Below are 22,475 nucleotides of genomic sequence, written 5' to 3' on the forward strand. Positions count from 1 at the left end.
ATTCTACCCGCTGCGCCGGCCCGGCGCCGCCACGACCAACGGTCGAGGCCTGCCGGATTGCTCGGGATCGCCGCCGCTACGTTCGATGGTATCTGCGACATTCCAGCCGTCGGGGTAGGGCACGACCGTTGGTCGTGCCTAGCCGATCAGCCGCTGAACCGTCAGGTTGATCGCCAACCCACCGCCCAGCAGCCAGGCAAACAGCAGCAGTGCCAACAGCAGTGGCTTCGGCCCCGCCCGGCGCAGTGCGGATACGTGGGTGGTCAGGCCCAGCGCGGTCATCGCCATGGCCAGCAGCACGGTATCCAGATCGATGGCAGTGCTGACCACGGCGGGCGGCAGCAGGTGCAGCGAGTTGATGCCCGCCACCGCCACGAACCCGAACGCAAACCAGGGCACCACGATCTTCGCCCGCGCCGCGTCGGGCTGCGTCCCACGGCCACGGGCAAGCAGCAGCGACAGCGCCACCAGGAACGGAGCCAGCATCATCACGCGCACCATCTTGGCGATCACGGCGGTATCGGCGGCGCCCTCGCTGACCGCGCGCCCGGCCGCCACCACCTGGGCCACTTCATGCACTGTCGAACCGGTGAATACCCCGTATGCCTGCTCGCCCAGCGGCAGCCAGGCATGGACCAGATTGAGCTGGTACAGCGCCGGATACAGGAACATCGCCAGCGTGCCGAACACCACCACGGTCGACACCGCCACGGTGGCCTGTTCAGCGCGGCCGCGTACCACCGGCTCGGCGGCCATCACCGCCGCCGCCCCGCAGACCGCGCTGCCGGCGCCGATCAGCATCGCGGTACCGCGGTCGATCCCCAACCAGCGGGTGCCGGCCCACCACGCCAGCCCGAAGGTGCTGATCAGTACCAGTGCGTCAATCAGCACGCCGCCTGCGCCGACCTGGCCGATGTCCTGGAAGGTCAGGCGCGTGCCGTACAGGACGATGCCGGCGCGCAGCAGCCAGTGCTTGGCGAAGCCCACACCACCTGCCGACGATGCCGCAAGGTGCGGGTACACGGTGTTACCCAGTGCGATGCCCAGCACGATGCCCAGGGTCAGCGCGCTGATGCCGTGCGCCTGCAGCCATGGCACTGAGGACAGGCCGATGGCAGCTGCCGCCAGGCTGGCGGTCAGCAGCAGGCCCGGCAGCCGGCTGCGCCAGCGTTGGAGTGCCTTCGGGGCAGGGACGTTTGCCATCGAGATGGTCACGGTTCGCTCTCGTCGAAACAGGGCTACAGCGTCCCCTTGACCGTTCAACTGGTAAAACGCATTGTTTGCATGAAATCAACCTATGAAAAAGGTTAATCCGCAATGCGCCTGACGCTGCGCCAATGGCAGGTTTTCGTGAGCGTGGCCGATGCCGGATCCACCGCTGCGGCGGGCGCCCAGCTCCAACTGTCGCAGTCGGCCACCAGCGCCGCCCTCAACGAACTCGAGGGGCAGCTTCCCGCACCGCTGTTTGACCGGATCGGGCGGCGGCTGGTGCTCAACGCCACCGGACGCGCGCTGCTCGACCCGGCCCGCGCGCTGCTGGTGGCGGCGAGGGAGCTGGAACGGCAGGCCGGAGCCGGGCAGGCACGCGCGTCCGGCACGCCTCCGCTGCAGCTGCGGATCGGCGCGAGCAGCACCATCGGCAACTATCTGCTCCCCGCCCGGGTGGCCCGCCTGCTGGCGGCCAACCCGCAGGCCCAGGTGGACCTGCGGGTTGGCAACAGTGCCGATGTCGTGGCCGCCGTGCAGCGGCTGGACGTGGACCTCGGCCTGATCGAAGGGCCGTGCCATGAAAGCGGCCTCGATGTGCTGCCCTGGCAGCGCGATGCGCTGGTGATCGTGTCTGCCGCAGCATCGCCGTGGCCCGATGCGATGGATCTGGCGGCCCTGGCCGCTGCGCGCTGGCTGCTGCGCGAAGCCGGTTCGGGCACCCGCGAGGCGGTCGAACAGGCCCTGCTGCCGCACCTGCACCGCTTTGGTCGCGCCATGCAGCTGGGCAGCACCGAGGCGATCAAGCAGGCGGCGGCGGCGGGGCTGGGCCTGGCCTGCCTGTCGCAGCATGCGGTGGCCGATCTGGTTGCGCTGGGCAGCCTGCGGATCCTGCAGACCCCGCTGCCGCCCCTGTCGCGCCAGCTCTGGGTGGTGCGGCACCCGGGCAAGCGGGTGCCCGCGGAACTGGCCGCGCTGCTGGGGCTGCCCGCGTCGGCTTTCGCGTCCGCCTGAGCGACGCCGCACGCCGCCAGCCCGTACAATGGCCGGATGCCTCTGATTACTCTGCAAAACGTCGACTTCAGCGTCGGCGGCCCGCTGTTGCTGGAAAAAGCCGAACTGTCGATCGAGCCGGGCGAACGCATCGCCCTGATCGGCCGCAACGGCGCCGGCAAATCCACTCTGCTCAAGCTGCTGTCCGGCGACCACAAGCCCGACGACGGAGAAGTGCGCGTGCAGCAGGGGGTGCGCATCACCCGGCTGGAGCAGGAAGTGCCGCACGGCGCGGCCGGCAGCGTATTCGACGTGGTCGCCGATGGCCTGGGCGAGCTGGGCCAGTGGCTGGCCGAATTCCACCATCTGAGCGTGGCTGACGAGTTCGACGGCGATGCGCTGTCGGCGGTGCAGGCCAAGATCGATGCCGCCAACGGCTGGGGCCTGGACCAGCGGGTAAGCGAAACGCTGACCAAGCTCGACCTGGATGGCGATGCCGAATTCGCGCGCCTGTCCGGCGGCATGAAGCGCCGCGTACTGCTCGGCCGCGCGCTGGTGTCCGCGCCGGACCTTCTGCTGCTCGACGAACCGACCAACCACCTGGACATTGAAGCCATCGACTGGCTGGAAATGTTCCTCAAGAACTGGAACGGCAGCGTGGTGTTTGTCACCCATGACCGCCGCTTCCTGCGTGCGCTGGCCACCCGCATCGTCGAGATCGACCGCGGGCAGGTCACCAGCTGGCCGGGCGACTGGGCCAACTACGAGCGCCGCCGCGAAGAGCGCTTGAACGCGCAGGCGCAGGAAAACGCCCGCTTTGACAAGATGCTGGCGCAGGAGGAAGTCTGGATCCGCCAGGGCATCAAGGCCCGCCGCACCCGCGACGAAGGCCGCGTGCGCCGCCTTAAGGCGATGCGCAGCGAACGGTCGCAGCGCCGCGAACTTGGCGGCAACGTGCGCATGGAAGCCTCCCAGGCGGAGAATTCCGGCAAGAAGGTCATCGACGTCAAGGATATTTCGTTCGCGTTCGGCGAGCGGGTGATGGTCAAGGACTTCAGTACCACCGTCCTGCGCGGCGACCGGATCGGTCTGATCGGTCCCAATGGCAGCGGCAAGACCACACTGCTGAAGCTGCTGCTGGGCGACCTGGCGCCGGACAGCGGCGAAGTGCGCGCCGGTACCAACCTGCAGATTGCGTACTTCGACCAGTACCGATCGGTGCTGCGCGAGGACTGGACCGCGATCGAGAACGTGGCCGAAGGCCGCGATTTCCTCGAGGTCAACGGCAAGCGCAAGCACGTGCATGCGTACCTGCAGGACTTCCTGTTCACGCCCGAGCGTGCGCGCGCGCCGATCACCCGGCTGTCCGGCGGCGAGCGCAACCGGCTGCTGCTGGCCAAGCTGTTCGCGCAGCCGTCCAACCTGCTGGTGATGGACGAACCGACCAACGATCTCGACGTGGAAACGCTGGAGCTGCTTGAAGAGCTGCTCGGCGATTACACCGGCACGCTGCTGCTGGTCAGCCATGACCGCGACTTCCTCGACAATGTGGTGACCTCCACGATGGTGATGGAAGGCGACGGCGTGGTCGGCGAGTACGTGGGCGGCTACACCGACTGGCAGCGTCATGCAGCGCGCGTGGAAGCGGCCGCTGCCGCCGGGCCGGCCGCGGTTGCCGCGCCGCGGGCCGCCACGACACCGGCGCCTGCGGCCAGCGCCGCACCGGCAGCGCCCAAGCGCAAGCTCAGCTACAAGGATGCGCGCGAACTGGAACAGCTGCCGCTGAAGATCGAATCACTGGAGAAGGACGTCGAAGGCCTGACCGCCGCGATGAACGACCCGGCGTTCTACCAGCGCAGCGCCGCCGACATGGCCGCCCACACCCAGAAGCTGGCTGCCGTGCAGGCCGAACTGGATGCGGCGTACGCGCGGTGGGAAGAACTGGACGCCTGAGGAATGCGGGGCCGCACCGCTGCGCGGTGCCGGCCCCGATCACCCTCACTTGACCCCGTGCAGGTCCCTGAGCTGGCTCGGCCGCGAACCGAAATACGCAGCCAGGTCGGCAATATCCTGATCACTCAGGTCGGTTGCCTGTCCGGTCATCAGCGGATGCTGGCGGTCCCCGGCCCTGTACGCCTGCAGGGCGTGGGCCAGGTAGTCGCCATATTGCCCACCCAGCTTCGGGTAGGTCGGGTCGATCGGCTGGTTGCCGTCGGCGCCGTGGCAGTCGATGCAGCTCTGCCCGGTCGCCTTGCCCTTGACCTTGGCCCGCGCTTCACCGGCGGCGATGCGGCCGGCGGGCAGGCCGGCGGAGGACCCCGACCCGTGCTCGCCACTGGCGTGGCCCGGGTCGGCGGCGGAATCTGCGCTGTTTTCCACCTGCGACTGCGAACAGGCAGCCAGCAGCAGGGCAACGGACAGGGCGATGGCGTGACGCTTGAAGGGCGTGGCTTTCGTCATGAGCGCGCTTATTTGACGGTGGACAGGTAAACAGCGAGATCGGCGATCTCCTGTTCAGAGAAACTCATGGACTGCGCCTGCATCGTGGGATGCCGGCGCTTGCCCTCGCGGTACTCGCTCAGCGCCTGGCTGAGGTACTGCTGGGTCTGCCCACCGATCTTGGGCACCCGGTAGCTGGGATACGCGTTCTTGTAGCCGGTGATGCCGTGGCACCCCTGGCAGGTGTAGGCCAGCACGCGGCCATTGTCGAAGCTGCCGGTCAGGGCAGGCGGGGCGGCGGGCGCGGCTGCCGGGGCAGCGGCGGGTGGCGCGGGTACGGCGGGAGCAGGTGTGGCCTGGACGGCAACCCCGAAGGGCAGGAGGACGGCCAGAGCAAGACAAGCGGCGAGCGGCTGCGGGCGCATGATGTCGTTTCCGGTATACGGGTTCTGGTCGTTCCGGCGTGGGGTACGGAACTGTCCCGAGTATAGCCTGCGTTTTCATCTAGCTGAAACCGGGCAATGCCGACGAGTGGACGCAGGTCACCATGACCTTTGGGATATGGTGTTGTCGTGACGTGGTGCATTACTTTGCTACCACACCTGCCCACGCATCCTTCAGGGACACCACGATGTTGCGAATCTCTCTTCTGCCCGGCCGCACCGGAACCTGCGCCGCGGCGCTGCTGATCACTACGACCCTGCTGCTGGGCGGTTGCGGTGCGGGTGGCCCCGCCGGCGATGCCGCAGCATCCGAAAAGGACCCCAAGGCCGAAAAAGCCCCCGATGCCGTTCCGGTGGAGGCCGTGGCCGCCAGTCGTCGTGCGGTTGCCGCCAGCTACACCGGCACTGCCGCGCTGGAAGCGCGCGCCGAATCGCAGGTGGTGGCAAAAACTTCGGGCGTTGCCCTGGCCGTGATGGTCGAGGAAGGCCAGCAGGTCCGCGCCGGACAGCCATTGGTGCGACTGGACCCGGACCGTGCGCGCCTGGCCGTGGCGCAGAGCGAAGCGCAGATGCGCAAGCTGGAGAACAGTTTCCAGCGCGCCCAGAAACTGGTGGGCCAGCAGATGGTCAGCGCCGCAGACGTCGACCAGTTGCGCTTCGACCTGGAAAACGCCCGCGCACAGTACCGCCTCGCGACGCTTGAGCTGTCCTACACCACGGTGGTGGCGCCGATCTCCGGCGTGATCGCATCGCGCTCGATCAAGACCGGCAACTTCGTGCAGATCAACACGCCGATCTTCCGCATCGTCGACAACTCGCGGCTTGAAGCCACGCTCAACGTGCCCGAGCGCGAGCTGGCCACGCTGCGTGCCGGGCAGCCGGTGACCCTGGTGGCCGATGCGCTGCCGGGTAAATCCTTCCCCGGCACCGTGGACCGTATTTCCCCGGTGGTCGACGCCGGCAGCGGCACCTTCCGCGTGGTCAGCGGCTTCGGCGAAGACGCCGCCGGCCTGCAGCCGGGCATGTTCGGGCGCATCCGCATCGACTATGACCAGCGCGCCGACGCGCTGGTGGTGCCGCGCCTGGCGCTGCTCGACGACGGTGACCCGGCGGTGTTCCGCGTGCGCGAGGGCAAGGTCGCCCGCGTGCCGGTCAAGCTGGGCTACGCCGAAGGCCCATGGGTGGAGATCCGCGATGGCCTGGCCGAGGGTGACAAAGTGGTGACGGCCGGCAAGGTGGCCCTGCGCGACGGCACCGCCGTGCAGGTGATCGGCGACAAGCCGGCCACCGCGGTGGCCAGCAAGGCCGCCCCGGCCAAGGCGGAGACCCGTCAATGAGTTCGGCCGGCCACGATCACGGCAACGAACCGCAGCCGGGTGAAGGTCCGGCTGCGCCCGGCGGCGGCCTGGTGGAATTCGCCACCCGTCGCCGCGTCACCATTTTCATGTTCATGATTACCCTGGTGCTGTTTGGTCTGATCGCGCTGGGGAACCTCAAGGTCAACCTGCTGCCGGACCTGAGCTATCCCACGTTGACCGTGCGCACCGAGTACACCGGCGCGGCACCGACTGAAATCGAAACGCTGATCACCGAACCGGTCGAAGAGGCGGTGGGCGTGGTCAAGAACCTGCGCAAGCTGAAGTCGATCTCGCGCACCGGGCAGAGCGATGTGGTGCTGGAGTTCGCCTGGGGCACCAACATGGACCAGGCCAGCCTGGAGGTGCGCGACAAGATGGAAGCGCTGAACCTGCCATTGGAGGCCAAGGCCCCGGTGCTGCTGCGCTTCAATCCGTCCACCGCGCCGATCATGCGGCTGGTGATCGCGGCCAAGGACGACCCGGCCAGCGATGCCGACGCCGTGCGCCAGCTCACCGCGCTGCGCCGCTATGCCGACGAGGACCTGAAGAAGAAGCTCGAACCGGTGGCCGGGGTGGCGGCGGTGAAGGTGGGCGGTGGCCTGGAGGACGAAATCCAGGTCGACATCGACCAGCAGAAGCTGGCCCAGCTCAACCTGCCGATCGACACCGTCATCAAGCGGCTGAAGGAAGAGAACATCAACATTTCCGGCGGCCGTCTGGAAGAAGGCTCGCAGCGCTTCCTGGTGCGTACCGTCAACCAGTTCGCGGACCTGGAAGATATCCGCAACCTGCTGGTGACCACCCAGGGCAGCAACGGCAGCGCCGCCGACGCGGCCATGCAGCAGATGTTCGCCATTGCCGCCTCGACCGGTTCGGACGCGGCGGTCGCCGCCGCGTCGGCAGCGCAGAGCGCTTCCAGCAGCAGCTCCACCACAGTGGCCAACGGCGTGCCGGTGCGCCTCAAGGACGTGGCGACGGTGCGTCAGGGCTTCAAGGAACGCGAAGCGATCATCCGCCTGGGCGGCCGCGAAGCGGTTGAACTGGCCATCTACAAGGAAGGCGATGCCAACACGGTGGCCACCGCCGAAGCACTGCGCGCGAAGCTGGAGCAGATCAAGGCGCAGATTCCCGGTGATGCCGAACTGACCACCATCGAAGACCAGTCGCGCTTCATCGAGCACGCCATCAGCGACGTCAAGAAGGACGCGGTGATCGGCGGCCTGCTGGCCATCCTGATCATCTTCCTGTTCCTGCGCGATGGCTGGAGCACGTTCGTGATCAGCCTGTCGCTGCCGGTCTCGATCATCACCACGTTCTTCTTCATGGGCCAGCTTGGGCTGAGCTTGAACGTGATGTCGCTGGGCGGGCTGGCGCTGGCCACCGGCCTGGTGGTGGACGATTCCATCGTGGTGCTGGAAAGCATCGCCAAGGCGCGCGAGCGTGGCCTGGGCATCCTGCAGGCGGCCATCACCGGCACCCGCGAAGTGAGCATGGCCGTGGTCGCCTCGACCTTGACCACGATCGCGGTGTTCCTGCCGCTGGTATTCGTCGACGGCATCGCCGGCCAGTTGTTCCGCGACCAGGCGCTGACCGTGGCGATCGCCATCGCGATCTCGCTGCTGGTGGCGATGACCCTGATCCCGATGCTGAGCTCGCTCAAGGGCCGCCCGCCGCTGGCGTTCCCGGAAGAGCCGGCGCATGCCGCGTGGCAGCCGCAGCGCCGCTGGCTCAAGCCGGTGGCCGGCAGTCGCCGTGGTTTCGGCACGCTGGTGCGCTGGAGCGTGTTCGGCATCGCGTGGGCCATCGTGCGCGTGTGGCGCCTGCTGGTGGCGGTGATCGGCCCCGTGATGCGCAAGGCCAGCGACCTGGCGATGAAGCCGTACGCCGGCGCCGAGCGCGGTTACCTGCGCCTGCTGCCGAACGCGCTGGCCCACCCGGGCAAGGTGCTGGGCATGGCGGCCCTGGCGTTCGTGGCCACGCTGGCGCTGGTGCCGATGCTGGGCGCGGACCTGATTCCGCAGCTGGCCCAGGACCGTTTTGAAATGACCGCCAAGCTGCCGGCCGGCACGCCGCTGAAGCAGACCGACGCGCTGGTGCGCGAGCTGCAGCTGGCCCACGCCAAGGACGACAGCATCACCTCGCTGTATGGCGTGAGTGGCAGCGGGACGCGGCTGGATGCCAGCCCGACCGAGAGCGGCGAGAACATCGGCAAGCTCACCGTGGTGATGGCCGATGGGGGCAGTGCCCGCACCGAGGCCGCCATCACCGAGCGCCTGCGCGCTTCCATGCAGGGGCACCCGGGCGTGCAGGTCGACTTCGCGCGGCCGGCATTGTTCAGCTTCTCCACGCCGCTGGAAGTGGAGCTGCGCGGGCAGGACATGGCCACTCTGGAACGTGCCGGGCAGGCGCTGGCCGCGCGGTTGCGCAGCAACCCGCACTACGCCGACGTGAAGTCGACCGTGGAAGAGGGCTTCCCGGAAATCCAGATCCGCTTCGACCAGGAACGCGCCGGTGCGCTGGGCCTGACCACGCGGCAGATCGCCGACGTGGTGGTCAAGAAGGTGCGCGGCGACGTGGCCACGCGCTACAGCTTCCGTGACCGCAAGATCGACGTGCTGGTGCGCGCCCAGGAAGGTGACCGCGCCAGCGTGGAGAGCATCCGCCGGTTGATCGTCAACCCGGGCAGCACGCGCCCGGTGACGCTGGACGCGGTGGCCGAGGTGGTCGCCACCAATGGCCCCAGCGAGATCCACCGCGCCGACCAGACCCGCGTGGCGGTGGTGTCGGCCAACCTGCGCGACATCGACCTGGGCGGCGCGGTGCGCGAAGTGCAGGACATGGTGGCCAACGACCCGCTGGGTGCCGGCGTCAGCATGCACATCGGCGGGCAGGGCGAGGAGCTTGCCGAATCGGCGCGCTCGCTGATCTTCGCCTTCGGCCTGGCGATCTTCCTGGTCTACCTGGTGATGGCCTCGCAGTTCGAATCGCTGCTGCACCCGTTCGTCATCCTGTTCACCATTCCACTGGCGCTGGTCGGTGCGATCCTGGCGCTGATGCTCACCGGCAAGCCGATCTCGGTGGTGGTGTTCATCGGCCTGATCCTGCTGGTGGGACTGGTAACCAAGAACGCGATCATCCTGATCGACAAGGTCAACCAGCTGCGCGAGGCCGGCGTGGCCAAGCATGAGGCGCTGGTCGAAGGGGCGCGTTCACGCCTGCGCCCGATCATCATGACCACGTTGTGCACCCTGTTCGGCTTCCTGCCGCTGGCGGTGGCGATGGGCGAGGGCGCCGAAGTGCGCGCACCAATGGCGATCACCGTGATCGGCGGCCTGCTGGTGTCCACGCTGCTCACCCTGCTGGTGATCCCGGTGGTGTACGACCTGCTTGACCGCCGTGGCGATGCCTATTACCGCGAGCGCGGCCGCCATCACCAGCGCAGCGCGCCCGATTCCACCATCGCCGGCGGTGCGGCCCAGGAGCCGGCATGAGCATTGCCGAGTTCTCCATCCGCCGCCCCATCACCACCATCATGTGCTTCGTCTCACTGGTGGTGGTGGGCCTGATCGCCTCGTTCCGGTTGCCGCTGGAGGCGCTGCCGGACATCTCCGCACCGTTCCTGTTCGTGCAGGTGCCCTACACCGGCTCGACCCCGGAAGAAGTGGAACGCACCATCATCCGGCCGACAGAAGAAGCGCTGGCCACGATGACCGGGATCAAGCGCATGCGCTCCCAGGCCACGGCTGAAGGGGCCAGCATCTTCATCGAGTTCACCGACTGGGACCGCGACATCGCCATCGCCGCCTCGGACGCGCGCGAGCGCATTGATGCGATCCGCAGCGACCTGCCCGATGACCTGCAGCGCTACAACGTGTTCAAGTGGTCCAGCAGCGACGAGCCGGTGCTGAAGGTGCGGCTGGCCAGCGCGTCGGACCTGACCGGTGCGTACGACATGCTCGACCGCGAGTTCAAGCGGCGGATCGAACGCATTCCCGGCGTGGCCCGGGTAGAAATCTCCGGCGCGCCGCCGAATGAAGTGGAAATCGCAATCGATGCCGATCGACTCACCGCGCACAACCTGAGCATCAACGAACTCAGCGACCGGCTGCGCACGCTCAACTTCTCGATCTCGGCCGGACAGATCGACGACAACGGCCAGCGGGTGCGGATCCAGCCGGTCGGCGAGATCACCGACCTGCAGGAACTGCGCGACCTGGTCATCGACACCAAGGGCCTGCGCCTGGGCGACATTGCCGACGTCCGGCTCAAGGCAGCGCGTATGAACTATGGCCGCCGCCTGGATGGCAATCCGGCGGTGGGCCTGGACATCTACAAGGAGCGCAGCGCCAACCTGGTGGAAGTCTCGCGTGGCGCGCTGGCGGAGGTGGAAGCCATCCGCCGGCAGCCGTCGATGCGCGATGTGAACATCAAGGTCATCGACAACCAGGGCAAGACGGTGACGTCCTCGCTGCTGGAGCTGGCCGAAGCCGGCGCGGTCGGCCTGCTGCTGTCGGTGACGGTGCTGTTCTTCTTCCTGCGCCATTGGCCGTCGACGCTGATGGTGACCCTGGCGATCCCGATCTGTTTCGTGATCACCCTCGGTTTCATGTACTTCGTCGGCGTCACCCTCAACATCCTGACCATGATGGGCCTGCTGCTGGCAGTCGGCATGCTGGTGGACAACGCGGTGGTGGTGGTGGAGAGCATCTACCAGGAACGCGAGCGCATGCCCGACCAGCCGGTGCAGGCCTCGATCATCGGCACCCGCAACGTGGCCATCGCGCTCAGCGCCGGCACGCTGTGCCATTGCATCGTGTTCGTACCCAACCTGTTCGGCGAAACCAACAACATCAGCATCTTCATGGCGCAGATCGCGATCACCATCTCGGTCTCGCTGATGGCCTCGTGGCTGGTGGCGGTGAGCCTGATCCCGATGCTGTCCGCACGCATGCAGACGCCCAAGCTGGTGCACTCGCAGACCGGCGTGATCGCCCGCCTGCAGCGCCGTTACGCCCAGCTGCTGCAATGGACGCTGGAACACCGTGGCTGGAGCGTGTTCGGCATCATCATGGTGGTGCTGGTCAGCCTGGTGCCGATGAAGCTGACCAAGATCGACATGTTCGGCGGCGAAGGCGGCACCGATGTGTTCATCGGCTACAACTGGAAGGGCGCCTTCACCCGCGCGCAGATGTCCGACGAGATCCTGCGGGTGGAGCAGTACCTGGACCAGAACCGCGAGAAGCTGCACATCACCCAGGTGTATTCCTGGTACAGCGAGCAGGAGGGCAGCAGCACCATCGTGACTCTGGATGCAAAGCACGCCGGCAACATGGCCGCCGTGCAGGAATCGCTGCGCAAGGGGCTGCCGCGTTCGGCGCGGGCCGACTACATCGTTGGCAACCAGGGCGGCGACGGCGGCGGTGGCGGTGGCAGCAAGGGCGTGGAAGTGCAGCTGGTGGGTGATTCGACCCAGATGCTGCAGGAGATCGGCGAAGACGTGGTGCCGTTGCTGGCCCAGCGCAAGGAACTGCGCGATGTGCGCATCGACAATGGCGAGAAGGGCAGTGAGCTGTCCATCCATGTGGACCGCGAACGGGCCGCCGCGTTCGGCTTCAATGCCGAGCAGGTTGCCAGCTTCGTCGGCCTCGCGCTGCGCGGTGCACCGCTGCGCGAGTTCCGTCGCGGTGACAGCGAAGTGCCGGTGTGGGTGCGCTTTGCCGGCGCCGAACAGAGCAGCCCGGAAGACCTGGCCAGCTTCACCGTCCGCACCGGCGACGGTCGCTCGGTTCCGCTGCTGAGCCTGGTCGAGGTCAGCATCAAGCCATCCGCCACCCGCGTGGGCCGTACCAACCGCCAGACCACGTTGACCATCAAGGCCAACCTGGCCGAGAAGGTGACCGCACCGGAAGGCCGCAAGGCGATGGAGGAGACGCTCAAGCCGATGAGCTTCCCGGCCGGCTACACCTTCACCTTCGACGGCGGCGACTTCGGTGACGACAACGAGGCCATGCAGCAGATGCTGTTCAACCTGATCATCGCGCTGGTGATGATCTACGTGGTGATGGCGGCGGTGTTCGAATCGCTGCTGTTCCCGGCCGCCATCATGAGCGGGGTGTTGTTCTCGATTTTCGGTGTGTTCTGGCTGTTCTGGCTCACCGGTACCTCGTTCGGCATCATGTCCTTCATCGGCATCCTTGTGCTGATGGGGGTGGTGGTGAACAACGGCATCGTGATGATCGAGCACATCAACAACCTGCGCCGGCGCGGCCTGGCCCGCACCCAGGCGCTGGTGGAAGGCTCGCGCGAGCGCCTGCGCCCGATCATGATGACGATGGGCACGGCGATCCTGGCGATGATTCCGATCTCGCTGACCGACACGCAGCTGCTGGGCGATGGGCCGCCGTATTACCCGATGGCGCGCGCCATTGCCGGCGGCCTGGCCTTCTCCACCGTGGTCAGCCTGCTGTTCCTGCCGACCATCTACGCGATGCTCGACGACATGAGCATCAGCGTGGCACGTATCGTGCGGCGGGCAAGGGGACTGCCACCCAAGGGCAGCGGCGCGGTGATCGAGCCGGCATGAACGGAAAGGGCCACGCAATGCGTAGCCCTTTCCGTATCGACCAACGTTCGATACCTGCCTGCCAGGGGTGTCGTCGGATTGATAACCGCCGATGGGTGCCGGCGGTAGGTACCGACCGTTGGTCGGTGCGCGGGGTCAGCCGCCGACCTTGTTCCACACCTGGAAGCCGGTCAGCCATAGTCCCAGCATGCTGCCCAGGTTGGTCAGCATGAAGGTCAGCACCACCCGGGTGACGCGGTTGCGGTACCAGCCGCGCAAGCTCTGCGCGTCATCGCGCAGCTTGAGGAAATCCTCGTACGCCGGCTTGCGCAGGCGCGCCTCGACCAGTGCGGCAAAGGCGCCGGTCGGGATGCTCAGGCGGAACGGCTTGAACGGTGCGACCACGATCGCGGTGAGGATGCTCAGCGGATGGCTGCCGGCCAGCAGGCAGCCCAACCCGGCCAGGCCGCCGGTGTACATCGCCCACACCGCGAGCAGCTCGGTGCCCACGCCCAGTCCACCGCGATAGAAGCCCACGGCAATACCGGCCAGTACCACCGCCAGGATGGTCAGCGTGATCCACGGGATGTTGCGCTTCTTCGGTACGTCTTCCAGCGACGCGCGCAGCGGGCCGGGCGCGTCGGTGTCCGATTCCAGATACTTCGCCAGCCCGGCCAGGTGGCCCGCGCCGACCACGGCCAGCACTTCGCGCTGCGCCGGGTCGTGCACTTCGCGCAGGCGGGTGGCCATGTAGCGGTCGCGCTCGCCGATGATGGTTTCGTACAGTGCCGGGCTTTCACTGGCGAACTCGCCGAAGCTGGCTTCCAGCATGTCACCCTGCTTGAGCTTCTCGATCTCGTCCTCGCCAACGTCGTCGGAGGCGAACAGCCCGGCACCCAGGCCCATGACCAGCTTGATCTTGCCGAAGAAGCCCAGTCGCTGCGACGCGCGCTTGAAGGTCAGGCCGACTTCGCGGTCGATCAGGTGCACCGGCAGGTTCTGCGCGTTGGCCAGTCCGACCGCGCGCTTGAGCTCGGCACCGGGCTCGATGCCCAACTGCTCGGCCAGCCGCCGCTGGTAGGCAGCCAGGGCGAGGTTGGCGGCGAACAGCGCCACGCGGCCCTTGCGGATCACTTCGACCAGGTCCAGCTTGGCCAATGCATCCGGATTGGTCAGCGCCTGCAGGCGCTGCGGATCCAGCTCCACCGCGACCGCATCGAAGCGGCCGCTGTTGATGGCCCGTTCCACCGCCTCCACGCTGGCCTGCGAGACGTGCGCGGTGCCCAGCAGGGTGTAGCGCACGCCGTCGCGCTCGACCACGCGCACGGGTTGGCCGGCGAACAGGGTGTCGCCGTTGTCGTCCATCAGGTTTTGAGTCATTTCATCATTCATTCGAAGGGGCGCTGGCGACACCGTCGCCGAGCGCGCGCTGCATCTGCACCGTATCCAGCCAGCGCCCATGCTTGCGGCCCAGGCCACGGAAAATGCCGACAAGGTGGAAGCCGAAGCGTTCGTGCAGCTTGATCGATGCGGTGTTGGTCGGTTCGCCGATCACCGCCACCATCTGCCGGTAGCCACGCGCGACGCAGGCGTCGATGAGGCCCTGCATCAGTGCGGTACCGACACCTTTGCCCTGGAATGCGGCATCGACGTAGACGGAGTTTTCGACCGTCCACTGGTAGGCGATGCGCCCACGGTAGGTGTTGGCGTAGGCATAGCCGGCCACCTGGCCATCAACCTCGGCGACGATGTACGGGAAACCGCGTGCGACGATGTCGTGCATGCGCCGCTGCATCTCGGCCGCATCCGGAACGTCATACTCATAGGTGTTGACGAAGTCGGTCACTTCGACCGCATAGATGGCGGTGATGGCCGCAATGTCGGCATCGGTGGCGTCGCGCAGCAGCACGGTCACGGGGCAGGGTTCCTGTGGGAAGGTCAATCGATGTAGCGCTTGAGCAGGTCGCCGTAGGCGTCGATGCGGCGGTCGCGCAGGAACGGCCAGATGCGGCGCACGTGTTCGCTGCGCTGCAGGTCGATATCGCAGACGAGCACGGTCGGTTCGCCGCCGGCTTCGGCGATGAACTCACCCTGCGGGCCCAGCACGTGGCTGTTGCCCCAGAACTGGATGCCCGAGGCGCCGATCGGCGACGGCTCATGGCCGACGCGGTTGCAGCTCAGCACCGGCACGCCGTTGGCCACGGCATGGCCGCGGTGGCTGAGCACCCAGGCATCGCGCTGGCGGCCCTGTTCGTCCTTCTGGTCGTCCGGATCCCAGCCGATGGCGGTGGGGTAGAGCAGCAGTTCGGCACCGGCCAGCGCCATCAGGCGCGCGGCTTCGGGATACCACTGATCCCAGCAGACCAGAACGCCGAGGCGACCCACGGAGGTATCGATCGGCTTGAAGCCGATATCGCCGGGGGTGAAGTAGAACTTCTCGTAGAAGCCGGGATCGTCCGGGATGTGCATCTTGCGATACTTGCCCAGCAGGGTGCCGTCCTTCTCGAACACCACGGCGGTGTTGTGGTACAGGCCGGCGGCGCGGCGCTCGAACAGCGAGGCGACAATCACCACGCCGTGCTTCTTCGCCAGCGCGCCAAGGCGCTCGGTGCTCGGCCCGGGGATCGGTTCGGCCAGGTCGAACTCATCCACCGATTCGTGCTGGCAGAAGTACGCGCCGTTGTGCAGTTCCTGCAGCAGGACCAGCTTGGCACCCTGGGCAGCCGCTTCAGCCACGTGCGTTTCGATCACGGCCAGGTTGGCGGCCGCGTCACCGTGGTTGCGCTCCTGGATCAGGGCGACGGAAAGGGTGTGGCGTGAGCTCATCCGGGACGGGTCCTGCAGGGGGAAAAACGCAGTTTATCGCGGATGGGTGTGTGCGGCGTGCTGGGCGATAAATGGGGTGCTTGCCTGGTCGCGAAGAGCAGCTGTTCATCTGTACGGGCTGGGCTGCCCGCCGGCCCAGCTCTGGCCATGCGAGGCCCACCGGCTGTTCGCCCAAAACCAAAAGCGCCGGGCAACAGCCCGGCGCCAAGGAAACCATCCAATGCCGACGTGCTTCAGGCAGCCAACAACCCGGCAGGCAACTGCATGGTGATGCAATGCAGGCTGCCGTTCTGCCAGATCAGCGAGCGGCAGGGGACCTGCACGATCTTGTGGTCCGGGTAGGCCTGGGCCAGCACGTCGCGTGCGGCGTCGTCGGCCACGTCGCCGTAGGCCGGCATCAGGACTGCGCCGTTGAGGATCAGGTAATTGGCGTATGACGCGGCCAGGCGGCGGCCCTCGTCGATCACCGGGCGTGCCCACGGCAGCGGGAACAGGCGATACGGCTTGCCGTCGGCGGTGCGCAGCGCGGCCAGTTCGTTGCCCATCGCCTGCAGCTCGGCATGGTGCGAATCGCTGGCGTCATCGCAGGCCTGGTAGACGATGCTGTCCACCGAGGCAAAGCGCGCCAGCGTGTCGATGTGCGCGTCGGTGTCGTCGCCTTCCAGGTAGCCGTGGTCCAGCCACAGCACCCGGTCCTGCGCCAGCCAGTCTGCCATGTCCGCGCTGAGCGACGCCCGATCCCGGTCCGGGTGGCGTTCGTGCAGGCACTTCCAGGTGGTGAGCAGGGTGCCCGCGCCATCGGTCTCGATGGCGCCGCCTTCCAGTGCGAACGGAATGCTCTTCAGCTCCGCGTTGACCGCGAAGAGGTTGGCGGCGTGCAGCACGCCCACCAGCTGGTCGTCCAGGCTGGCCTCGAACTTGCCGCCCCAGCCGGTGAAGCGGAAGTCCAGCAGGCGGAAGCCACCGTCGGCGCGGCGCAGCGTGATCGGGCCCGAATCGCGCAGCCAGGTGTCGTCGTACGGCGCGGTGACGAAACGCACGCGGTCGGTGTCGATCCGGTTGGAGCGCAGGCGCGCGTCGGCGTAGGCCTCCAGGTCGTCGTCGGCCACGATGATCACCACCGTCTGGAAGCGGGTGATGGCCGCGACCAGCGCGATGTAGGTGTCCTCGACGTCACCCAGGCGGTCGGCCCAGTCGGTGTCGGCGTGGGGCCAGGCGATCAGGATGGCGGACTGGGATTCCCATTCGGCCGGAAAGCGGAGCGTATCGTTCATGGTCTCGGTGCGGTGGCCCGCCGGGCGGCGGGCGTTCTGGTGGATCAGCGGATGGGCGGCTTCGGGCCGACTTCGTTGGCGTCCGCCTTGTTGGCCACCACATCGATCACCTTCTGCTTCTCGAAGTAGACGGTGAACATCGGGTAGACCCAGCGGTTGATGGTCGGCCACTGGCGCTTCTGGCCGCCGCGCGGCTCCAGCTTCTCGCTCGGTTCGCCGAACGTGCTGAGCACCTGGCTGGCGGTCTGGCCACGGACCGGCACTACCGGCGCGACCTGTTCCTTGGTGCGGTCGATCAGCAGGGTGTCGGCGTGGGCGCTGGCGCAGGTCAGCAGGGCAAGCAACGGCAGGGTGGTCAGGTAACGCTTCATCTCGATCTACTCCCCAGTCATCAAGAAAGGAGTCACGACCAGCGGTCGTGACCAACAACGGCGTCACGACCAGCGGTCGTGATCCAGCGGCGGATCCGGCAAGACAGCCATGAGCGGTGGTCGTGGCAGATCCTGTGATTACAACAAAATCGGCAATAAAAAACCGCCCGGAGGCGGCTTTTTATTCAGGCAGGTCGCGACCGGCGGCCGTGACGTACCCAGGCTCAGCGCTGGCGAGCCTTGAAACGCGGGTTGGACTTGCAGATCACGAAGATCTTGCCGCGACGACGGACGACCTTGCAGTCACGGTGACGGGACTTGGCCGACTTCAGGGAAGACAGGACTTTCATTGCATACCTCGGCGTAAACGTGGATTCGGTTGGAGCGCGGCCGCGATATGCAGACGACAATCGGCAGGTGACGCTCGTTCAAGCCCGCCATTCTACCGGGCTTTTTTCCATCCTTTCAAGTGGTTGCACGAAAAAGGTCCTGGACGGGGCGGAGCAGGGGCTAGAATGGGGGGTCAAATCCACAGGGAAACCCATGAACCCGCCTTCTCCCGTGCTCACCATCGACGGCCCGTCCGGGGCCGGCAAGGGGACCGTCAGCCGCATTGTCGCACGCCGGCTGGGCTGGCATTACCTGGATTCGGGCGCGCTGTACCGCGCGGTGGGCGTGGCCGCCAGCTGGGCCGATATCGACACCTCGGACGCCTCCGCGCTGGTCCGCTGCACCTTCGATACGCACGTGCGCTTTGTCGAGGCGGCCGATGGCGGCCTCCGTGTCATCGTCAATGAGACGGATGCCACCGACGAGCTGCGCCTGGAGACGACCGGCGCCCTGGCCTCGGCCATTGCCGCCATTCCCGAGGTCCGCGCGGCCCTGAAGGAGCGTCAACGCGCATTCAGGGTTCCGCCGGGCCTGGTCGCCGACGGCCGTGACATGGGCACCGTGATCTTCCCCGATGCCCCATTTAAGGTATTTCTGACGGCCAGTGCCGAGGAGCGCGCCGGGCGTCGGCATAACCAGTTGAAAGACAAGGGGGTTTCTGTTAACTTTGATGACCTCCTGCGCGAGATCATGGCCCGCGACGCCCGTGATGCACAGCGCACAGTGGCGCCCCTGAAGCCGGCAGACGATGCCGTCGTCATCGACACCAGTGGTATCGGCATCGACGAAGTCGTTGCAAAGGTACTGGATCTGCTTCCGGTTTCGGGTGCCTGATCCGTTGCAAGGAGGCCGTCAATCCATCGGCGGTAGTCGCACCAGCGCAATGCAGTAAAAGCTCCGTCCCGCAATGATGCGTGGCGGTTTTCCTACTTCACACACGACCTGCGTTTCCGGGGTCGACCAACAGGCGGGCAGTAAACGGAACCCTCGCGGGGACCAATGCCCATGTGTCCAACAGAGTAAATCTAATGACCGAATCATTTGCCGAACTGTTTGAAGCCAGCCAGGCCAATCTGGCCAAGCTGAAGCCGGGCGCCATCGTCAGCGGTGTTGTCGTTGAAGTCCGCGGCGACGTCGTGGTGATCAACGCCGGCCTGAAGTCCGAAGGCATCGTGCCGATCGAACAGTTCCGTAACGACGCCGGCGAAATCGACGTCGCCGAAGGCGATGTCGTCAAGGTCGCCCTCGACTCGATCGAGAACGGCTTCGGTGAAACCGTCCTGTCGCGCGAGAAAGCCAAGCGCGCCATGGTGTGGGACGAGCTGGAAGAAGCCCTGGAAAAGAACGAAACCATCACCGGCCGCATCAGCGGCAAGGTCAAGGGTGGTTTCACCGTGGACATCAAGGATGTCCGCGCGTTCCTGCCCGGTTCGCTGGTGGATGTGCGCCCGGTGCGCGACCCGGCCTACCTGGAAGGCAAGGAGCTGGAATTCAAGCTCATCAAGCTGGACCGCAAGCGTAACAACGTCGTGGTCTCGCGCCGCGCTGTCGTCGAAAGCGAGCACTCGGAAGAGCGCGAGCAGCTGATGGACAAGCTGCAGGAAGGCGCGATCCTGAAGGGTGTCGTCAAGAACCTGACCGATTACGGCGCATTCGTGGACCTGGGCGGCATCGACGGCCTGCTGCACATCACCGACATGGCCTGGAAGCGCGTGCGCCATCCGTCCGAAGTCGTGAACGTCGGCGACGAGCTGGACGTGCGCGTGCTGAAGTTCGACCGCGAGCGCAACCGCGTTTCGCTCGGCCTGAAGCAGCTGGGCGAGGATCCGTGGGACAACATCGCCCGTCGTTACCCGGCCAACAGCCGCGTGTTCGGCAAGGTCTCCAACGTCACCGATTACGGCGCGTTCGTCGAGATCGAGCCGGGCGTCGAAGGCCTGGTGCACGTGTCCGAGATGGATTGGACCAACAAGAACGTCAACCCGTCGAAGGTTGTGCAGGTCGGTGACGAAGTTGAAGTCATGGTCCTGGACGTCGACGAGGAGCGTCGCCGCATCTCGCTGGGCATGAAGCAGGTTGCCGCCAATCCGTGGGAAACCTTCGCCGCCATCCACAAGAAGGGCGACAAGGTGTCGGGCCAGATCAAGTCGATCACCGACTTCGGCATCTTCATCGGCCTGGACGGCGGTATCGACGGCCTGGTGCACCTGTCCGACATCAGCTGGAACACCACCGGCGAAGACGTGGTCCGCAACTTCAAGAAGGGCGACAACCTGGACGCCGTCGTCCTGGCCGTCGATCCGGAGCGCGAGCGCATCAGCCTGGGCGTCAAGCAGCTGGAGCAGGACCCGTTCGGCCAGTACATGGCTGCCAACCCGAAGGGTTCGAAGGTCGAAGGCGTGGTCAAGGAAGTGGACGCCAAGGGCGCTACCATCGAACTGGCTGACGGCATCGAAGGTTACGTCTCGGCTCGTGACGTTGCCAACGAGCGCGTCGACGACGCGACCCAGTTCCTGAAGGTCGGCGACAAGGTGGAAGCGAAGTTCGTGGGCATGGATCGCAAGGGTCGTACCCTGCAGCTGTCGATCAAGGCCAAGGACGATGCGGAAATGCGCGAAGTGCTGGAGGAATACCAGTCCGCTTCGGGTGGCACCACCCAGCTCGGCGCGCTGCTGCGCGCCCAGCTGAACGGCAACAAGTCCGAGTAATCGGCCTTACCCGTAGCAGGTAGTTTCCTGGACGGCCCGGACACATGTCCGGGCCGTTTCAGGGTTTGAGACCCTCGACGCGAGTCCGCAATGACCAAATCCGAGTTGATCGAAATCCTGGCGCGCCGACAGGCGCATCTGAAGTCGGACGATGTCGATCTGGCGGTGAAGTCGTTGCTGGAAATGATGGGCGGGGCGCTGGCCGGCGGGGATCGCATCGAGATTCGCGGGTTCGGCAGTTTTTCGTTGCACTACCGGCCGCCACGGCTGGGGCGCAACCCCAAGACCGGGGAATCGGTCGCGTTGCCGGGCAAGCATGTCCCGCACTTCAAACCGGGCAAGGAACTCCGTGAGCGCGTGAGCGCCGTGGTACCGCTGGAAAGCGATCCGGCCTGAGGTACTCTTAACCCCCAAGGGAACAGGAGTTACCGCATGAAAGTCGCACGTCTGTTGATCCTGCTCGCCGTTCTGGTGGCCGGGCTTGTCATCGGTGCCCTCAATTCGCAGGACATGACCCTCAACCTGGGGTTCACTGCCATCCATTCCAGTACCGGCCTGGCCATTACCGTGGCCCTGTTGACCGGTGCGATCATCGGCGCCGGCCTGGTTCTGGTGGGCCTGGTGATTCCACTGTATTCCCGACTGCGCAAGGCGCAGAAGGCGGCTCCGGCCGCCGCGCCCGTGGCATCTTCTTCTTCACCTTTCGACGGACGTTGAGCGCCGATGGAATTTGTATCCGAGTGGTTCTGGTTCTTCCTGTTCCTGCCGTTGGCAGCGGTGTCCGGCTGGGTGATCGGCCGTCGCGGTGGCCAGCGCCATGGCGACAACCAGGTCAGCCACCTGTCCAGCACCTACTTCCGTGGCCTGAACTACCTGCTCAACGAGCAGCCGGACAAAGCCATCGAACTGTTCCTGCACATCGCTGAGCTGGACAAGGAAACCTTCGAGACCCAGGTCGCGTTGGGCCATCTGTTCCGGCGCCGCGGCGAGGTTGACCGCGCCATCCGCCTGCATCAGGGGCTGGTCAACCGCACCGACCTGAGCGACGCGCAGCGCGTGCAGGCCCTGCTGGCGCTGGGCGAGGACTACATGAAGTCCGGCCTGCTGGACCGTGCTGAAACCGTGTTCACCGAGCTGGCCCAGATCGACCAGCGCGCCCCGCAGGCGCTCAAGCACCTGATCGGCATCTACCAGGCCGAACGTGACTGGGAAAAGGCGATCGACAACGCCACCCGTTACGAGGAGGTCACCGGCGAGCCGATGGGCAAGCTGGTGGGGCAGTTCGAATGCGAACTGGCCGAGCGCTTCCGTGGGGCCGGCAGGATCGATGAAGCCCGTGCGGCCATCGCCCGCGCGTACCAGGCCGATGCGATGTCGGTGCGTGCCGGCATCATCGAAGGACGCCTGGAAACCGATGCCGGCAATGCCGAAGCGGCCGTGCGCGCGTTCGAGCGTGCCGCCCGCAACGATCCCGAATACCTGCCCGAGGTGCTGCAGCAGTTGATGCAGAACTACCGCAAGGTGGGCGACCTGGGCGGCGCGCGCGCGTTCCTGTCTGAAATGACCGAGCACTATCGCGGCATCGCCCCGGTGCTGGCCCTGACCCAGCTGATGGAAGAGCAGGAGGGCGTGGCCCCGGCACGCGCCTACCTGGGTCGGCAGCTGAAGGACCGCCCATCGGTACGCGGCGAGTCGGCATTGATCGACCTGACCCTGGCTGAAGGCGCCGATTCCACCGCCACCCTGCACGACCTCAAGCACATCACCGACCAGCTGCTGGTCCGCAACCCGGCCTATCGCTGCACGCGATGCGGTTTCGGTGCCCGGACCCACCACTGGCAGTGCCCCAGCTGCAAGGAGTGGGGAACGGTCAAGCCGCTGCTGAATTACGCGGTGCTCTGAGCC

Annotated in this window: 19 protein-coding genes; 10 read left to right on the forward strand and 9 right to left on the reverse strand. The window is 66.4% G+C overall.

Features of this window, described 5'->3' with window-relative positions; translation table 11 throughout:
* Positions 1 to 138: 138 nt before the first annotated feature.
* Positions 139 to 1,203 carry a YeiH family protein gene (locus tag ACTJI4_RS07475; RefSeq protein ID WP_440868923.1) on the reverse strand — a complete coding sequence of 355 codons (1,065 nt, stop codon included), beginning with the start codon at positions 1,201 to 1,203 and terminating at the stop codon, positions 139 to 141.
* Between the two features lie 114 nt (positions 1,204 to 1,317).
* On the opposite strand from ACTJI4_RS07475, the gene ACTJI4_RS07480 reads away from it, so the two are divergent.
* Both ACTJI4_RS07480 and abc-f read left to right on the forward strand, forming a co-directional pair.
* A complete protein-coding gene (locus tag ACTJI4_RS07480) occupies positions 1,318 to 2,220 on the forward strand; it encodes a LysR family transcriptional regulator (protein WP_440868924.1) in 903 nt (300 codons plus the stop codon).
* Positions 2,221 to 2,256: 36 nt separating this feature from the next.
* The gene (gene abc-f, locus ACTJI4_RS07485; RefSeq protein ID WP_392916802.1) at positions 2,257 to 4,152 is read left to right on the forward strand and encodes a ribosomal protection-like ABC-F family protein; all 1,896 of its coding nucleotides are present in this window, start codon (positions 2,257 to 2,259) and stop codon (positions 4,150 to 4,152) included.
* Positions 4,153 to 4,197: 45 nt separating this feature from the next.
* On the opposite strand, the gene ACTJI4_RS07490 is transcribed toward abc-f, so the two are convergent.
* Both ACTJI4_RS07490 and ACTJI4_RS07495 read right to left on the reverse strand, forming a co-directional pair.
* Positions 4,198 to 4,659: a c-type cytochrome gene (locus ACTJI4_RS07490; RefSeq protein WP_320458534.1), complete on the reverse strand. Its 462-nt coding sequence runs from the start codon at positions 4,657 to 4,659 to the stop codon at positions 4,198 to 4,200.
* A gap of 8 nt (positions 4,660 to 4,667) precedes the next feature.
* Entirely contained in the window at positions 4,668 to 5,063 is a 396-nt protein-coding gene (locus ACTJI4_RS07495) for a c-type cytochrome (RefSeq protein WP_392916806.1), read from the reverse strand.
* 206 nt (positions 5,064 to 5,269) lie between these two features.
* On the opposite strand from ACTJI4_RS07495, the gene ACTJI4_RS07500 reads away from it, so the two are divergent.
* The 3 genes from ACTJI4_RS07500 to ACTJI4_RS07510 are packed head-to-tail and all read left to right on the forward strand — an operon-like array spanning position 5,270 to position 13,022.
* Positions 5,270 to 6,418, forward strand: a complete 1,149-nt coding sequence (locus ACTJI4_RS07500) for an efflux RND transporter periplasmic adaptor subunit (RefSeq protein WP_440868925.1) — start codon at positions 5,270 to 5,272, stop codon at positions 6,416 to 6,418.
* Entirely contained in the window at positions 6,415 to 9,930 is a 3,516-nt protein-coding gene (locus tag ACTJI4_RS07505) for an efflux RND transporter permease subunit (protein WP_440868926.1), read from the forward strand. The genes ACTJI4_RS07500 and ACTJI4_RS07505 overlap by 4 nt, the downstream gene beginning before the upstream one ends.
* On the forward strand, positions 9,927 to 13,022 hold the full coding sequence (locus tag ACTJI4_RS07510; RefSeq protein WP_392916815.1) for an efflux RND transporter permease subunit: 3,096 nt from the start codon (positions 9,927 to 9,929) through the stop codon (positions 13,020 to 13,022). Before ACTJI4_RS07505 ends, ACTJI4_RS07510 begins: the two co-directional genes overlap by 4 nt.
* Positions 13,023 to 13,157: 135 nt before the next feature.
* Here the strand turns inward: ACTJI4_RS07510 and ACTJI4_RS07515 are convergent, their stop codons facing one another.
* The 6 genes from ACTJI4_RS07515 to ykgO form a co-directional block, all read right to left on the reverse strand.
* The gene (locus tag ACTJI4_RS07515) at positions 13,158 to 14,393 is read right to left on the reverse strand and encodes a TraB/GumN family protein (protein WP_392916818.1); all 1,236 of its coding nucleotides are present in this window, start codon (positions 14,391 to 14,393) and stop codon (positions 13,158 to 13,160) included.
* Positions 14,386 to 14,916, reverse strand: coding sequence for an N-acetyltransferase family protein (locus ACTJI4_RS07520; RefSeq protein ID WP_440868927.1), 531 nt, complete (start codon positions 14,914 to 14,916; stop codon positions 14,386 to 14,388). Before ACTJI4_RS07520 ends, ACTJI4_RS07515 begins: the two co-directional genes overlap by 8 nt.
* 23 nt (positions 14,917 to 14,939) lie before the next feature.
* Complete coding sequence (locus ACTJI4_RS07525) at positions 14,940 to 15,827, reverse strand: carbon-nitrogen hydrolase (RefSeq protein WP_440868928.1); 888 nt, start codon at positions 15,825 to 15,827, stop codon at positions 14,940 to 14,942.
* A gap of 233 nt (positions 15,828 to 16,060) precedes the next feature.
* On the reverse strand, positions 16,061 to 17,101 hold the full coding sequence (locus ACTJI4_RS07530; RefSeq protein ID WP_440868929.1) for an agmatine deiminase family protein: 1,041 nt from the start codon (positions 17,099 to 17,101) through the stop codon (positions 16,061 to 16,063).
* 44 nt (positions 17,102 to 17,145) lie between these two features.
* Complete coding sequence (locus tag ACTJI4_RS07535) at positions 17,146 to 17,472, reverse strand: hypothetical protein (RefSeq protein WP_440868930.1); 327 nt, start codon at positions 17,470 to 17,472, stop codon at positions 17,146 to 17,148.
* Between the two features lie 224 nt (positions 17,473 to 17,696).
* A complete protein-coding gene (ykgO, locus tag ACTJI4_RS07540; protein WP_017355593.1) occupies positions 17,697 to 17,822 on the reverse strand; it encodes a type B 50S ribosomal protein L36 in 126 nt (41 codons plus the stop codon).
* A gap of 193 nt (positions 17,823 to 18,015) precedes the next feature.
* Here ykgO and cmk point away from each other — a divergent pair, with 193 nt between their 5' ends.
* The 5 genes from cmk (at position 18,016) to lapB (ending at position 22,472) form a co-directional block, all read left to right on the forward strand.
* Positions 18,016 to 18,696 (forward strand): (d)CMP kinase, encoded by a 681-nt coding sequence (gene cmk, locus ACTJI4_RS07545; protein WP_392916834.1) that lies wholly within the window; start codon positions 18,016 to 18,018, stop codon positions 18,694 to 18,696.
* Positions 18,697 to 18,890: 194 nt separating this feature from the next.
* The gene (rpsA, locus tag ACTJI4_RS07550; RefSeq protein WP_392916837.1) at positions 18,891 to 20,570 is read left to right on the forward strand and encodes a 30S ribosomal protein S1; all 1,680 of its coding nucleotides are present in this window, start codon (positions 18,891 to 18,893) and stop codon (positions 20,568 to 20,570) included.
* 90 nt (positions 20,571 to 20,660) lie between these two features.
* Entirely contained in the window at positions 20,661 to 20,966 is a 306-nt protein-coding gene (locus ACTJI4_RS07555; RefSeq protein ID WP_017355596.1) for an integration host factor subunit beta, read from the forward strand.
* Positions 20,967 to 21,002: 36 nt separating this feature from the next.
* The gene (locus tag ACTJI4_RS07560) at positions 21,003 to 21,287 is read left to right on the forward strand and encodes a LapA family protein (RefSeq protein ID WP_320458539.1); all 285 of its coding nucleotides are present in this window, start codon (positions 21,003 to 21,005) and stop codon (positions 21,285 to 21,287) included.
* A gap of 6 nt (positions 21,288 to 21,293) precedes the next feature.
* Entirely contained in the window at positions 21,294 to 22,472 is a 1,179-nt protein-coding gene (gene lapB, locus ACTJI4_RS07565) for a lipopolysaccharide assembly protein LapB (RefSeq protein WP_392916840.1), read from the forward strand.
* Positions 22,473 to 22,475: the final 3 nt, after the last annotated feature.

Origin of the sequence: Stenotrophomonas sp. 22385 (assembly GCF_052045085.1) — a bacterium.
In the GTDB taxonomy this organism is placed as follows: Bacteria; Pseudomonadota; Gammaproteobacteria; order Xanthomonadales; family Xanthomonadaceae; genus Stenotrophomonas.